This window comes from Nocardia transvalensis NBRC 15921 (assembly GCF_000308875.1).
Lineage (GTDB): Bacteria > Actinomycetota > Actinomycetes > Mycobacteriales > Mycobacteriaceae > Nocardia > Nocardia transvalensis.
In genome coordinates this window covers 55,760-69,339 of the sequence record NZ_BAGL01000081.1, presented here as the reverse complement: position 1 = coordinate 69,339, position 13,580 = coordinate 55,760, and the positions used below count along the sequence as shown (strand labels likewise).

Here is a 13,580-nt window from a genome sequence, read left to right as displayed (position 1 = left end):
CCCCCTTTCCCGGCGTGCTTTTGGCCGGGAACTACCGGTAGTTCACGAACTGCAAGGCGACATCCAGATCGGCATTCTTGAGCAGCGAGATGACGGCCTGTAGGTCGTCGCGCTTCTTACTGCTCACTCGCAGTTCGTCGCCCTGGATCTGGGCCTTGACGCCCTTGGGGCCCTCGTCGCGGATCAGTTTGGAGATCTTCTTCGCATTCTCCTGGGAGATGCCCTGGACGAGGGTGCCTGTGATTTTGTACACCTTGCCGGAGGACTGCGGGTCGCCGGTCTCGAAGGCCTTCAGGGAGATATCGCGGCGAATCAGCTTCTCCTTGAACACCTCCAGCGCGGCCTTGACCCGGTCCTCCGATTCGGCCGACAGCACGATCTTCTCCTCGCCGGACCACTCGACGCTCGCACCGGTGCCGCGGAAGTCGTAGCGGGTGGTGAGCTCCTTCGCCGCCTGATTCAGCGCGTTGTCGACCTCCTGGCGATCGACCTTGCTCACGACATCGAATGACGAATCGGCCACCGTGCGCTCCTGTCTGAGATTGTGATTTCGGTCCGCTGAATTTCTACCCCGAACCGTCGACGCTAGTCCGGCGGGTGGCACGTGTTCAACGCGGTGGTGCGGCCGCACGCCGCCGCGCACGAGCCGTTCGCGCCCCGGCGCAACCATCGGTGGCCTGCTGGTTTGCGTCCGGGGGCCGTGGTCGTTGTATTCTGCTGTGCGCGCTGAGACAACGCGCGGCACGGCGGATTGCCCGAGTGGCCAAAGGGAGCTGACTGTAAATCAGCCGCGAAAGCTTCGGAGGTTCGAATCCTTCATCCGCCACGTAAGACCCCCGTAGGCAGAGCCTGCGGGGGTTTTTCGTTCAACCGCCGCGCGGGCGTGCCGGAAAGTGCCTTCTACCTGCCGGTTTGGTAACCGTGCGCTCAGGTGTGTAACCTCGTTCAAGGCTTCGGCGCCCCGGGTGCGAGCGATCGACACTCGGAGCGCGAGTAGCCGTGCCCCCTTAGCTCAGTCGGCAGAGCGTTTCCATGGTAAGGAAAAGGTCAACGGTTCGATTCCGTTAGGGGGCTCGCCGGATTGCCGGTGGTGGCCGACGGCATCTCCATGGCCCAGGCGCCATCGCAAGCCGAGCCCATGGCGGTGTAGCTCAGTCGGTAGAGCAAACGACTCATAATCGTTGTGTCGCCGGTTCAAGTCCGGCCATCGCTACAAAAACTGATACCTCCCGTCAGGTTGACCCGAAAGAAGGCATATCGTGGCCGCGAAGTCCACCGATGTCCGGCCAAAGATCACCTTGGCCTGCGAAGAGTGCAAGCACCGCAACTACATCACCAAGAAGAACCGGCGCAACGACCCGGACCGCCTCGAGCTGAAGAAGTTCTGCCCGAACTGCGGCACCCACCGGGCGCACCGCGAGTCTCGCTAACTCTCCGCGTGCGAGCTGCCGCGCCATCAGAAGCCGTTTCTACAGTGCCGGAGCAGGTCTAGCCGCTCCGGCACTTGGTGTAAGTGCGGTAGTGAGCGCTCCGCCGACTCCCGGTAGTGGGGTCAGATAGGGACAGCCTTCCGTGACAATCAACACCGGTACCGAAGTCGACACGAACGGACTCGCCGCCGAGGTGGACGGTGCGCCGCTCGATCCCGCCGCGCACGCGGCGTCGATGGTCGGCCATCACTACCGGGTCGACGACTACTACGAGGTCGGCCGCGAGAAGGTGCGTGAATACGCGCGCGCCGTGCAGGACTACCACCCCGTGCACTGGGACGAGAACGTCGCTCGGGAGTACGGCTACGACGGTCTCCTGGCGCCGCTGACCTTCATCTCCCTGGTCGGCATCCTGGCGCAGAGCAAGCTGTTCGAGAAGGTCGTCACCGGCTACGACCTGAGCCAGATCATGCAGGCCGACCAGACCCTGGAGTTCCACCGCCCGATCGAGGTCGGCGACCAGCTGGTCTGCGACGTCTACCTGCACTCGTTCCGGCAGGCGCCGGGCGGCGCCGACATGATCGTCACCAAGAACATCGTCACCTCGCGGGGTGAGCTGGTTCTCACCACGTATACGACCCTCGCCGGGCGCAGCGGCGTCGACATCGACCCGAACATCCGCGAGGTCGCCCGCAACGTCCTGATGCAGGGCGGCACCGCGTCGCCCGACCACCGCCCGCTGTCGAGCACGCCCGTCGTCATCGAGGCCGCCGATGAGGCCGCGGCCCCCGCCGCCGAGCCGAGCAAGTTCGCGCTCCGCTTCGACGACGTCGCCGAGGGCGACGAGCTGCCGTCGCGCACGGTCAAGCTCACCCGCGGCGATCTGGTCAACTACGCCGGCGTCTCCGGGGATCCGAACCCGATCCACTGGAGCGACGAGATGGTGAAGCGGGTCGGCCTGGACAACGTCGTCGCGCACGGCATGCTCACCATGGGTCTGGGCGGCGGCTTCGTCACCTCCTGGCTGGGTGACCCGGGCGCGGTGAAGGAATACAACGTCCGATTCACCAGCATGGTCTACGTGCCGGCGGACGCACCGGCCGAGATCGAGTTCACGGGCAAGGTCAAGTCGAAGGACCCGGAGACGCGCACCGCGGTCGTCGCGATCACCGCCAAGTCCGAGGGCCGCCGGATCTTCGGACGGGCCACGGCCACCGTGCAACTGGCGTGAGCGGTCAGGCCCGGAGGCGGCAGCGGAGCGTAACCACGGAGGGCCCCGCTCACGCCAGAGGGAATACTGCGTAGGGGAGGCGTCCGGACCCGATTGGCTATCCCGAGGATCGGTAACGTACACTCGGGTTTCTGGGGTCACCAGCCGCTGCGCGCTGCTCTGAGGGCTGGTTCCGGACGGGTAACCGTCGGGGCCTGCCGTCGCTGGAGCGGCGCGCGTGCTGTGTGATACCCCTGCACAACTGAAGAGAATCGTGCTGGATAAGCTAGAAGTCCAGCCGAAGGGGCGTAGCTCAATTGGCAGAGCAGCGGTCTCCAAAACCGCAGGTTGCAGGTTCAAGTCCTGTCGCCCCTGCACCGGATGCCAGCGACGAGAGAGGATCGACGTGGACGAGCGGGACAGTCGCCACGGCGCGCACGCGTCCGATGACGATGACACCGCCGCGGTGAGTCGCCCGAGCGGCAAGCGGTCGACTCGCCGGGCTCGCAGCACGTCGTCCGGACAGAGCGATACGGGCGCGGTAGCGACCATCGAGCGGTCCGACTCCGAGTCGCGCAAGGCGTCCAAAACGGACAAGAAGGCGCGGGGTTCGGCGAATCCGTTCAAGCGCCTGGTGAAGTTCCTGCGCGAGGTGGTCTCGGAACTCCGCAAGGTGATCTGGCCCAACCGCAAGCAGATGGTCACCTATACGAGCGTGGTCTTGGTGTTCGTGGTCTTCATGGTCGCGTACATCGCCGGGTTGGATGTGGCGTTCATCAAGGGTGTCAACTGGCTGTTCGGCTAGCTGACCCGCGGCGCCGGTACCCGTTCCCGGTAGTGCCCGATTCGCTCGGGCCGGGGCGGCACCATCCGCCGGATTCACCTCCGGCACGCAGAGGAAGTTAGTGACGACACAGGAAGCGAGTGCCCCAGTGAGCACCCCGGAGAACGGCACAACCGAAGAGTTCCCGGTCGAGGACGTGGTGGACGAGACCACCGCCGAGGCCGTCGAGGACTCCGCGGACTCCGCGCCGGCCGACGGCGGGGACGCTAGCACCGACGGCGAGAGCGAGAGCCCGGCAGAGCCCGAAGAGCCCGCCGACCCGGTCGCGGAGATGAAGGCCGCCCTGCGGCGCGCTCCCGGCGACTGGTACGTCGTCCACTCCTACGCCGGCTACGAGAACAAGGTGAAGGCCAACCTCGAGACCCGCGTGCAGAATCTCGGCCTCGAGGACTACATCTTCCAGGTCGAGGTCCCCACCGAGCAGGTCACCGAGATCAAGAACGGCCAGCGCAAGAACGTGCAGCGCAAGGTGCTGCCGGGCTACATCCTGGTGCGCATGGAGCTCAACGACGAGTCGTGGGGCGCGGTGCGCAACACCCCCGGCGTCACCGGATTCGTCGGCGCCACCTCGCGCCCGTCGCCGCTGACCATCGACGACGTGGTCAAGTTCCTGCTTCCCGCCGAGCAGCAGCAGAAGAAGCCCGCCGCCGCGGCGAACGCCTCCTCCTCCGCCGAGACCGCCACCGAGGTCGCCCCGAAGCCGGCCATCGAGGTCGATTTCGAGGTCGGCGAGTCGGTGACCGTCATGGACGGCCCGTTCGCGACGCTGCCGGCCAGCATCTCCGAGGTCAACGCCGAGCAGCAGAAGCTCAAGGTGCTGGTGTCGATCTTCGGTCGCGAGACCCCGGTCGAACTCGCGTTCACCCAGGTCGCGAAGATCTAAGGACTTCCGGGGCGCGCCCCGGAGCAGGCTTACGGGAATCCGTAAGGAACCGATACCAAGGAAGAAAGATGCCCCCCAAGAAGAAGAAGGTCTCCGGGCTCATCAAGCTCCAGATCCAGGCCGGCGCGGCCAACCCCGCCCCGCCCGTGGGTCCGGCGCTCGGTCAGCACGGCGTCAACATCATGGAGTTCTGCAAGGCGTACAACGCCGCGACCGAGTCGCAGCGTGGCAACGTCATCCCGGTCGAGATCACGGTCTACGAGGACCGCTCGTTCGACTTCAAGCTGAAGACTCCGCCCGCCGCCAAGCTGCTGCTGAAGGCCGCCGGTGTCCAGAAGGGTTCGCCGGAGCCGCACCGCAACAAGGTCGCCACGATCACCATGGACCAGGTCAAGGAGATCGCGAAGACCAAGCAGGAAGATCTGAACGCCAACGACATCGATCAGGCGGCGAAGATCATCGCGGGCACCGCTCGCTCGATGGGTATCACCATCTCCGAGTGATCCCGGCCAAAAGCGTGCCGGGAACACGGCGCGCGGGTGAAGTGGGAGGGACGGCCAGTCCCGGAAACCACGTCTGAACCACGAACAGGACAGAGAATCATGGCAAAACGAAGCAAGGCATACCTCGAGGCGGCCGCCAAGGTCGACCGCAACGAGCTGTACTCCCCGCTGGCCGCGACGCGGCTGGCGAAGGACACCTCCACCAAGAAGACCGACGCCACCGTCGAGGTCGCCGTCCGTCTGGGTGTCGATCCCCGCAAGGCCGACCAGATGGTGCGCGGCACCGTCAACCTGCCGCACGGCACCGGTAAGACCGCGCGCGTCATCGTGTTCGCCGCCGGTGAGAAGGCCGCCGAGGCCGAGGCCGCCGGCGCCGACGCCGTGGGCGCCGAGGACCTGATCGAGCGGATCCAGGGCGGCTGGCTCGACTTCGACGCCGCGATCGCCACCCCGGACCAGATGGCCAAGGTCGGCCGCATCGCGCGCGTGCTGGGCCCCCGCGGCCTCATGCCGAACCCGAAGACGGGCACCGTCACCACCGATGTGGTGAAGGCCGTCAACGAGATCAAGGGCGGCAAGATCAACTTCCGCGTCGACAAGCAGGCCAACCTTCACTTCGTGATCGGCAAGGCCTCCTTCGACGACAAGAACCTGGTGGAGAACTACGGCGCCGCCCTCGAGGAGATCCTGCGCCTCAAGCCCTCGACCGCGAAGGGCCGCTACGTCAAGAAGGTGACGATTTCGACGAACACCGGACCGGGCATCCCGGTGGACCCGAACCGCACCCGCAACCTCACCGAAGAGGATGCGTAAGTAGCGCAACAGGTTTCGAAGGGCCGGTACCCGATCGGGTGCCGGCCCTTCGGGTTTCCGCCCGCCCCCTCGTTTCCGGCACGCTTTTGGCCGGAATCTCCCGTGTGGATCCCGGCCAAAAGCGTGCCGGGAAATGCGTGGTCGAGCGGAGGCCGCGGTGGGCGCGGGACCCGTTTTGGCAGATGGGCCGGGGTTCCGCTATTCTGTAATACGGTCGTCGGCCAGTTCGGCGATCACCCCCATCGTTCTACCGAAGACCGTTGGTCGCTGCCCTCGGGCAGTCGAAGGTCCGGCGATATTGCCGGCGGCCCACGCAGGGAGGACCGAGGTAGGGAAATACGCGCGAGTTCGCTCGTGCCCATTTCTTGTGCGCCCCGGAACGCTCTGCGTCCGGGGCGTCAGCTTTGTCGCCGGGGCGACTCCTGCGGACGTCGGTAGTTCATACGGAACCGACCATCCAGAGAGGAGGCGAGTATGGCAATTCAGTGGAAGCACACGCAGGTCGACCAGATCACCGAGCGGTTCAAGGACTCCACTGCCACCGTGATCACGGAATACCGTGGTCTGTCGGTCGGCAAGCTCACCGAGCTGCGCCGGGCGCTGGGCGCTGATGCCACCTATACCGTCGCCAAGAACACCCTGGTCAAGCGTGCCGCCGCCGAGGCGGGCGTGGAAGGCCTGGATGACTTGTTCGTCGGTCCGACCGCCATCACCTTCATCAGCGGTGAGCCGGTCGAGGCAGCGAAGGCGCTGAAGACCTTCGCCAAGGAGAACAAGGCCCTCGTCATCAAGGGCGGCTACATGGACGGCGCGCCGCTGTCCGTGTCCGAGGTCGAGCGCATCGCGGACCTGGAGTCCCGCGAGGTGCTGCTGTCCAAGCTGGCGGGCGCCATGAAGGGCAACCTGACCAAGGCGGCCGGCCTGTTCGCCGCGCCGGCCGGCCAGGTGGTTCGCCTGTTCGCCGCGCTCGAGGACAAGAAGCGCGCCGAGGGTGGCGAAGCCGCCCCGGCCGCCGATGCCGAATAAGCCATTACCCCAACACAAGACATCTACCGAAAGGAAGCCATCATGGCCAACGTTGACGAGCTGCTCGAGACCATCGGCGGCATGACCCTGCTCGAGCTGTCGGACTTCGTCAAGAAGTTCGAGGAGAAGTTCGAGGTCACCGCGGCCGCTCCGGTCGCCGTCGCCGCTGTCGGCGCCGCGGGTGCCGCCCCGGCCGAGGCCGAGGCCGAGCAGGACGAGTTCGACGTCGTCCTCGAGGGCGCGGGCGACAAGAAGATCCAGGTCATCAAGGTCGTGCGCGAGATCGTGTCCGGCCTGGGCCTGAAGGAGGCCAAGGATCTGGTCGAGAGCGCCCCGAAGCCGATCCTGGAGAAGGTCGCCAAGGACGCTGCCGACGCCGCCAAGGCCAAGCTGGAAGAGGCCGGCGCCAAGGTGTCCGTCAAGTAAGACGGTCGCGTCTGTCCGGAGCGGGCGGTTCCCTCACGGGGCCGCCCGCTTCGGCGTTTCGGCACACCCGGCCCGGTCGCGTGGTGTTATGCGACAAAGTTTCTACCGGTGAGTCAGGTAGGGTGTCCGAGACAAGCGGCATGCGATACAGTGACCGCACCCCAGTGCGCCGCGTCACATCGCGCCGAATAGCTGTGACGTGTCCACGTGGGCGCTCGTCAGAAGAATTCGTGGAGGTTGGCGTGGGCGTCGAGGTCAGGACCGAAGGGGTCACCAAGTCTTTCGGTTCGCAGCGGATTTGGCAGGACGTCACGCTGACGCTGCCACCGGGGGAAGTCAGCGCGCTGCTCGGCCCCTCCGGTACCGGTAAGTCGGTCTTCCTGAAGTCGTTGATCGGCCTGCTGCGCCCCGAGCGCGGCTCGATCTTCATCGACGGCACGGATATCACGACGTGCTCGAACAAGGAGCTCTACGAGATCCGTAAGTTGTTCGGCGTTCTGTTTCAGGACGGCGCGCTGTTCGGGTCGATGAACCTGTTCGACAACGTGGCCTTCCCGCTGCGCGAGCACACCAAGAAGAGCGAATCCGAGATCAAGAAGATCGTCATGGAGAAGCTCGAGCTGACCGGTCTGCTCGGTGCGGAAGGCAAACTGCCGGGCGAGATCTCGGGTGGTATGCGCAAGCGCGCCGGCCTGGCCCGCGCCCTGGTGCTGGACCCGCAGATCATCCTCGTGGACGAGCCGGACTCCGGTCTGGATCCCGTGCGTACCACATACCTGTCGCAGCTGCTGATCGACATCAACGCGCAGATCGACGCGACGATCCTGATCGTCACGCACAACATCAACCTGGCTCGTACCGTGCCGGACAACATCGGCATGCTGTTCCGTCGTCAGCTGGTCATGTTCGGCCCGCGTGAGGTGCTGCTGACCTCGGAGGAGCCGGTGGTCAAGCAGTTCCTCAACGGCCGCATGGTCGGTCCGATCGGTATGTCGGAGGAGAAGGACGAGGCGCAGATGGCGCGCGAGCAGGCGCTCGCCGACGCCGGCCACCTCGACAACGGCGCCGACGAGATCGAGGGCATCATCCCGCAGATGAAGGCCACGCCCGGGATGCCCTTCCGTCAGGGCGTCGAGCGCCGTCGTCAGCGGGTCCTGGAGATCATGCACACCCTGCCGCACGCGGCCCAGGTGGCGATCCAGGAATCCCTGGCCGAGAACGGCGATACACAAGTTCTGCCCGCCTACACCGGCAACACTCCGGAATATCAGGGCGGCGCGTACGACACCACTGTGCGTCATAACCCAACCAACGGGTAACATACGCGATCGTGAATCAAACCCTGACGCGGCTGCGCACCTCGGTCGAGTCGGGTTTTGCCCAGGCGGGCAACATATTTGCGCTGCTCATCAGTGTTGCGCGCAAGACGTTCGTCCGGCCTTTCCAGTGGCGTGAGTTCATCGAGCAGTCGTGGTTCATCGCGAGCGTCTCGATCCTCCCCGCCGCGCTGGTGGCAATCCCGTTCGGCGCCGTTGTGGCTTTGCAGACCGGTTCACTGATCAAGCAGCTCGGTGCCGAGTCGTTCACCGGCGCAACCAGTGTGCTGGCAACCGTGCAGCAGGCCGCCCCCGTCGTGACCGCGTTGATCATCGCGGGCGCGGCGGGCTCGGCCGTCGCGGCCGATCTGGGCTCGCGGACCATCCGCGAGGAGATCGACGCGATGGAGGTGCTCGGCATCGACCCGGTGCAGCGGCTGGTGGTGCCGCGCGTACTCGGCATGATGCTGGTCGCGGTACTCCTCAACGGTCTGGTCTCGGTGGTCGGCATCGCCGGCGGCTACGGCTTCAACGTGCTGCTGCAGGGCGGCACCCCGGGGTCCTACCTGGCCTCGTTCTCGGCGCTGGCCCAGCTGCCCGACCTGTGGATCGGCGAGATCAAGGCCCTCATCTTCGGCCTGATCGCCGGTGTCATCGCGGCCTACAAGGGTTTGCATCCGAAGGGGGGACCGAAAGGAGTGGGTGACGCGGTGAACCAGTCCGTGGTGATCACCTTCCTGGTGCTCTTCTTCGTCAATCTCGTTCTGACGTTGGTGTACCTGCAGGTCGTCCCCGCCAAGGGCTCCTGATGGTCGTCGCGCAGCGCTCCCCGAGCCTCGTGAGAGGTGTGCGGCGGGTCGGTAAGGCCTTACGCGGGCCGGTCGACGTCATCGACCGCGCCGGCGACCAGATGTCGTTCTACTCCAAGGCGATCGCGTGGATTCCGCGCACCTTGGTGCACTACCGCAAAGAGGTCATGCGGCTGCTGGCCGAAGTGACCTTCGGTTCCGGCGCCCTGGCCGTCATCGGCGGCACCATCGGCGTGGTCGTCATGATGTCGGCCTCGGTGGGTGTGGTCGTCGGCCTGCAGGGCTTCAAGGCCCTCGACGCGCTCGGCAGCGGTGTGCTGACCGGCTTCCTCACCGGCTACATCAACACCCGCGAGCTGGCCCCGCTGGTCGCGGCGCTGGCCCTGTCGGCGACGGTCGGCTGTGGTTTCACCGCCCAGCTGGGCGCGATGCGCATCTCCGAGGAGATCGACGCGCTCGAGGTGATGGCGGTGCCGGGCGTGCCGTTCCTGGTGACCACCCGCGTCATCGCCGGATTCACCGCGGTGATCCCGCTCTACATCGTCGGCCTGCTGGGCACTTTCGTGGCGTCGCGGCAGATCAGCGTGTGGTTCAACGGCCAATCCAGCGGATCGTACGACCACTATTTCAGTTTGTTCCTGCCACCCGAGGACGTGTTGTATTCGTTCCTCAAGGTGCTGGTCTTCGCCTTCGTAGTGATCTTGATCCACTGCTACTACGGGTTCAACGCCACCGGTGGCCCGGCCGGCGTCGGCGTGGCCGTGGGCCGCGCGGTGCGCGCGTCGATCGTGCTGATCAACATCCTCGATTTCTTCCTGTCCCTGGCGATCTGGGGAACGACTACGACGGTTCGGGTGGCCGGATGAACGGGGTGCAGTTGTGGCGCTCCACCGAGAAGGTGCGGGTCCGCACCCTCGGAGTGCTGTTCTTCGTGGTGATGGCGCTGTTCCTGGGGACCACGATCGCGGCCTACAACAAGGTGTGGGTCAAGACCGTGAAGGTCGACCTGATCACCGACACCGTCGGGAACGCGTTGACGCGCAACGCGGATGTGAAGGTCCGCGGCGTCACCGTCGGCGAGGTCCGCTCGAGCGAGTCCACCGGCGGCAAGGTGACGCTGCACCTGGCGCTGAATCCGGATCAGGCCCAGGTGATCCCGTCCAACGTGACCGCGCGGCTGCTGCCCAAGACGCTGTTCGGCGAGCGCTACGTGGAGCTGGTCTGGCCCGAGCAGCCCAGCGGGCAGCCGCTGAAAGGCGGCATGACCCTGCAGCAGGACGCCAGCGGTAACGCGGTCGAGGTCAGCCAGCTGCTCGATACGGTGCTGCCGCTGCTGCAGGCGATTCCGCCGCAGTACCTGGCCTCCACCCTCGGCGCGCTGTCGCAGGCGCTCGGCGGACAGGGCGAGGAGCTCGGCCACACCATCGACCGGCTCGACAGCATCTTCCGCGATATCAACAGCGTGATGCCGACCCTGCAGGACGACATCCGGCAGTTCGCCACGGTGGCCGACACCTATTCGGACGCCCTGCCGCAGCTGGTCGACGCCTTCGACAACCTGCGCACGCTCAACGCCACGGTCGTGCAGAAGCGTTCGCAGCTCGACACGCTCTATTCGGTGCTGACGCCCACTTCGGCGCAGACGGCCGACTTCCTGGTGGCCAACCGCGACAACATCATCGACGTCGCCGCGGACTCGCGCACCGCGCTGGAACTGCTGGGCACCTATTCGCCCACCTTCGCCTGCACGTTCAAGAATTTCGCGCAGCTCAAGCCGCGCATCGACGACATCTTCGGCAAGGGCACCGACACGCCCGGTTCGCGGGTGTCGATCTCGCTCACCAATACGCGCGGCAAGTACCTGCCCAACCAGGACGAGCCGCGCTGGCTGGATCAGCGTCCGCCGGTGTGCTTCCCCGAATACCCGAACGGCGTCGATTCCGGCCAGTACCCGACCGGTTCGGGCAACGACGGTTCGTACCAGCCGCCCAGCCGCAACCCGGGTGATCAGAACATCGGCCACGTGCCGCCGGCGCAGTTCTCGGTGTACGGAGCCGGGACGCCGACGATGACGGGTTCCCCGGCCGAACAGCAGACGCTGGGCGCGATCTACGGTGCGGCCAACGGCGTCACGCCGGATCAGGTGCCGAGCTGGGTGTCCCGGATCGGCGCGCCGGCACTGCGCGGAAGCGAGGTGAGTGTGAAATGAGCGGGCCCTTACGCGGTCTGGGCGGGCCGCTGACCAAGCTCGCCGTCTTCATCGTGGTGACGCTGCTCGCGACGGCGCTGCTGGGCGTCACGATCGCCAACTACTCCGGCGGCGGCACCGAATTCAAGGCCCGCTTCAGCGATGTCACATCGCTGAACTCGGGTGACGAGGTGCGCATCGCCGGCGTGCGCGTCGGCAAGGTGACCAAGGTCGCGGTGGTCGGCCACAACCAGGCCGAGGTGAAATTCGAGCTGACCGACCGGGATTGGCTGCCGGCCTCGACCACCGCCACCATCCGCTTCCGCAACCTCGTCGGCCAGCGCTATATCGCGCTGGAGCAGGGCACCGGGCTGCAGGGCCGCAAACTCAGCAAGGGCGGGACGATCCCGCTCGACCGGACCAAGCCGGCGCTGAATCTGACCACGCTGTTCAACGGCTTCCGCCCGCTGTTCCAGACGCTGTCCGCCGAGGACGTCAACAAGCTGTCGTACGAGATCATCCAGGTGTTCCAGGGCGAGTCCGGGACCATCAAGGATCTGGTCTCGAATACCGCGAGCCTGACCAACAAGATCGCCGACAAGGACGCGGTGATCGGCGAGATCGTGAAGAACCTGAATGCCGTGCTGGATTCGATCAATTCGCGCGACGGGCAGCTCAACGATCTGATCATCAATACCGAGGCGCTGGTCAGCGGGCTGAACGCCGAGCGGGGCACGATCGGCTCGGCCGTCCAGTCGCTGGGCAACCTGGCCTCGGCCACCGCCGACCTGCTGGTGCCCACGCGGCCGACCCTGCAGGGGTCGATCGCCGGTTTGAACCAGCTGACCGGGACCCTCAACGACCGCTCGGACGATGTCAACGAGGGACTGACCAACCTGCCGATCAAGATGGAGAAGCTGGGCCGCGCCGCGAGTTACGGCTCCTGGTTCCAGTTCTATCTGTGCGGTATCGACATCGTGGCCGGTCCGGGCACGAAGGACGCGCCGCAGCTGAACCTGCCGGCCGCCATCACGGATCTGCCGACGGTGAACCAGCCGCTGTACACGAATCCGGCGCCGCGTTGTCACGGAAAGGGTGGCCGCTGATGGACGACCACCAACTGATGGGGAGGCGCAGCCCCGCCTTCATGGGCGGGCTGGGCCTGTTCCTGGTGCTGCTGATGACCGTGTCGGTGTTCTTCCTGGACCGGCTGCCGATCATCGGCGCCGGCACCAAGTACACCGCCGAATTCTCCGAGGCCGCGGGCCTGAAGAAGGGTAACGAGGTCCGCATAGCCGGGGTGAAGGTCGGCGCGGTGGCCGATGTGACCCTCGACGGCGACCGGGTGGTCGTGGCCTTCCGCACCAAGGACGCCTGGATCGGCGATTCGACCACCGCCTCCATCCAGATCAAGACGCTGCTGGGGCAGAAGTACCTGGCTCTGGATCCGAAGGGTTCGCACGTCGCCGATCCGTCGAAGCGGATCCCGTTGTCGCGCACCGTTTCTCCGTACGACGTCACCGAGGCGTTCCAGGACGCGGCCAAGGAGATCGGGCAGACCGACACCGCGCAGCTGGCCACCAGCATGCGGGTGCTGTCGGAGGCGTTCTCCGGGACGCCGCCGGAGATCCGCGGCGCCATCGACGGCGTCGGCCGGCTGTCGGAGACCCTGGCCAAGCGCGACGAGCAGCTCAAGCAGCTGTTCGCCGCGACGAACAAGACGACCAAGGTGCTCGCCGACCGCAACGCCGAATTCGAGAAGCTACTGGCCAACGGCGGGGAGCTGCTGGCGGAGCTGAACGTGCGCCAGCAGGCGATCTCGCAGCTGCTCACGGGCGCCAAGACGGTGGCCGCCGAGCTGACCGCGCTGGTGCACGACAACGAGGAACAGATCGGCCCGGCGCTGACGAACCTCAAGAAATCCATCGATATGTTGAACGACAACCAGCAGAACATCTCCAAGACGCTGACGCTGGCGGCGCCGTTCTACGGCCTGTACGCGAGCGTGCTCGGCACCGGGCGCTGGTTCGACGCGGTGATCGTCAACCTGACGCCGCCGGCGCTGCCGGAGATCCCGGGTGATCGTCCGCCGATCCGGAATCTGGGAGGCAACTGATGGCCCGCCGCGATCC

General features: G+C 66.0%; 15 protein-coding genes and 4 tRNA genes. 18 read left to right on the top strand and 1 reads right to left on the bottom strand.

Annotation, left to right across the window (positions count from 1 at the left end):
• Positions 1-31: 31 nt before the first annotated feature.
• Entirely contained in the window at positions 32-523 is a 492-nt protein-coding gene (locus ON41_RS28330) for a YajQ family cyclic di-GMP-binding protein (protein ID WP_040751003.1), read from the bottom strand.
• 222 nt (positions 524-745) lie between these two features.
• Here ON41_RS28330 and ON41_RS28325 point away from each other — a divergent pair.
• From ON41_RS28325 to ON41_RS28240, 18 genes are all read left to right on the top strand, one after another.
• A tRNA-Tyr gene (locus ON41_RS28325) sits at positions 746-826 on the top strand.
• Positions 827-1,001: 175 nt separating this feature from the next.
• Positions 1,002-1,074, top strand: a tRNA-Thr gene (locus ON41_RS28320).
• Positions 1,075-1,140: 66 nt separating this feature from the next.
• Positions 1,141-1,213: transfer RNA gene (locus ON41_RS28315), tRNA-Met, on the top strand.
• Between the two features lie 46 nt (positions 1,214-1,259).
• Entirely contained in the window at positions 1,260-1,430 is a 171-nt protein-coding gene (gene rpmG / locus ON41_RS28310; RefSeq protein ID WP_019049401.1) for a 50S ribosomal protein L33, read from the top strand.
• 235 nt (positions 1,431-1,665) lie between these two features.
• Complete coding sequence (locus ON41_RS28305) at positions 1,666-2,661, top strand: fused (3R)-hydroxyacyl-ACP dehydratase subunits HadA/HadB (protein ID WP_085995840.1); 996 nt, start codon at positions 1,666-1,668, stop codon at positions 2,659-2,661.
• 281 nt (positions 2,662-2,942) lie between these two features.
• A tRNA-Trp gene (locus tag ON41_RS28300) sits at positions 2,943-3,015 on the top strand.
• Between the two features lie 31 nt (positions 3,016-3,046).
• Entirely contained in the window at positions 3,047-3,445 is a 399-nt protein-coding gene (gene secE, locus ON41_RS28295) for a preprotein translocase subunit SecE (RefSeq protein WP_040751000.1), read from the top strand.
• Between the two features lie 127 nt (positions 3,446-3,572).
• A complete protein-coding gene (nusG, locus tag ON41_RS28290) occupies positions 3,573-4,367 on the top strand; it encodes a transcription termination/antitermination protein NusG (RefSeq protein ID WP_040750998.1) in 795 nt (264 codons plus the stop codon).
• A gap of 68 nt (positions 4,368-4,435) precedes the next feature.
• The gene (rplK, locus tag ON41_RS28285) at positions 4,436-4,870 is read left to right on the top strand and encodes a 50S ribosomal protein L11 (RefSeq protein WP_040750996.1); all 435 of its coding nucleotides are present in this window, start codon (positions 4,436-4,438) and stop codon (positions 4,868-4,870) included.
• A 99-nt stretch (positions 4,871-4,969) separates the two neighbouring features.
• Positions 4,970-5,683: a 50S ribosomal protein L1 gene (gene rplA / locus ON41_RS28280; RefSeq protein ID WP_040750994.1), complete on the top strand. Its 714-nt coding sequence runs from the start codon at positions 4,970-4,972 to the stop codon at positions 5,681-5,683.
• 474 nt (positions 5,684-6,157) lie between these two features.
• Positions 6,158-6,709 (top strand): 50S ribosomal protein L10, encoded by a 552-nt coding sequence (gene rplJ, locus ON41_RS28275; protein ID WP_040750991.1) that lies wholly within the window; start codon positions 6,158-6,160, stop codon positions 6,707-6,709.
• 42 nt (positions 6,710-6,751) lie between these two features.
• Complete coding sequence (gene rplL, locus ON41_RS28270; RefSeq protein ID WP_040750990.1) at positions 6,752-7,135, top strand: 50S ribosomal protein L7/L12; 384 nt, start codon at positions 6,752-6,754, stop codon at positions 7,133-7,135.
• A gap of 242 nt (positions 7,136-7,377) precedes the next feature.
• On the top strand, positions 7,378-8,454 hold the full coding sequence (locus ON41_RS28265; protein WP_040750988.1) for an ABC transporter ATP-binding protein: 1,077 nt from the start codon (positions 7,378-7,380) through the stop codon (positions 8,452-8,454).
• An 11-nt stretch (positions 8,455-8,465) separates the two neighbouring features.
• Positions 8,466-9,260, top strand: a complete 795-nt coding sequence (locus tag ON41_RS28260) for an MlaE family ABC transporter permease (RefSeq protein WP_051162671.1) — start codon at positions 8,466-8,468, stop codon at positions 9,258-9,260.
• A complete protein-coding gene (locus ON41_RS28255) occupies positions 9,260-10,126 on the top strand; it encodes an MlaE family ABC transporter permease (RefSeq protein ID WP_040750986.1) in 867 nt (288 codons plus the stop codon). Before ON41_RS28260 ends, ON41_RS28255 begins: the two co-directional genes overlap by 1 nt.
• A complete protein-coding gene (locus tag ON41_RS28250) occupies positions 10,123-11,469 on the top strand; it encodes an MCE family protein (protein WP_040750985.1) in 1,347 nt (448 codons plus the stop codon). Before ON41_RS28255 ends, ON41_RS28250 begins: the two co-directional genes overlap by 4 nt.
• Positions 11,466-12,554, top strand: coding sequence for an MCE family protein (locus ON41_RS28245; protein ID WP_040750983.1), 1,089 nt, complete (start codon positions 11,466-11,468; stop codon positions 12,552-12,554). Before ON41_RS28250 ends, ON41_RS28245 begins: the two co-directional genes overlap by 4 nt.
• A complete protein-coding gene (locus ON41_RS28240) occupies positions 12,554-13,564 on the top strand; it encodes an MCE family protein (protein WP_083905696.1) in 1,011 nt (336 codons plus the stop codon). The genes ON41_RS28245 and ON41_RS28240 overlap by 1 nt, the downstream gene beginning before the upstream one ends.
• Positions 13,565-13,580 lie beyond the last annotated feature (16 nt).

Excerpts from the sequence above, each read along its gene's own strand:
- ON41_RS28305 (WP_085995840.1), top strand. The coding sequence starts at position 1,666 with ATGGTCGGCCATCACTACCGGGTCGACGACTACTACGAGGTCGGCCGC.
- rplK (WP_040750996.1), top strand. The coding sequence starts at position 4,436 with ATGCCCCCCAAGAAGAAGAAGGTCTCCGGGCTCATCAAGCTCCAGATC.
- rplA (WP_040750994.1), top strand. The coding sequence starts at position 4,970 with ATGGCAAAACGAAGCAAGGCATACCTCGAGGCGGCCGCCAAGGTCGAC.
- rplJ (WP_040750991.1), top strand. The coding sequence starts at position 6,158 with ATGGCAATTCAGTGGAAGCACACGCAGGTCGACCAGATCACCGAGCGG.
- rplL (WP_040750990.1), top strand. The coding sequence starts at position 6,752 with ATGGCCAACGTTGACGAGCTGCTCGAGACCATCGGCGGCATGACCCTG.
- ON41_RS28255 (WP_040750986.1), top strand. The coding sequence starts at position 9,260 with ATGGTCGTCGCGCAGCGCTCCCCGAGCCTCGTGAGAGGTGTGCGGCGG.
- ON41_RS28250 (WP_040750985.1), top strand. The coding sequence starts at position 10,123 with ATGAACGGGGTGCAGTTGTGGCGCTCCACCGAGAAGGTGCGGGTCCGC.
- ON41_RS28245 (WP_040750983.1), top strand. The coding sequence starts at position 11,466 with ATGAGCGGGCCCTTACGCGGTCTGGGCGGGCCGCTGACCAAGCTCGCC.
- ON41_RS28240 (WP_083905696.1), top strand. The coding sequence starts at position 12,554 with ATGGACGACCACCAACTGATGGGGAGGCGCAGCCCCGCCTTCATGGGC.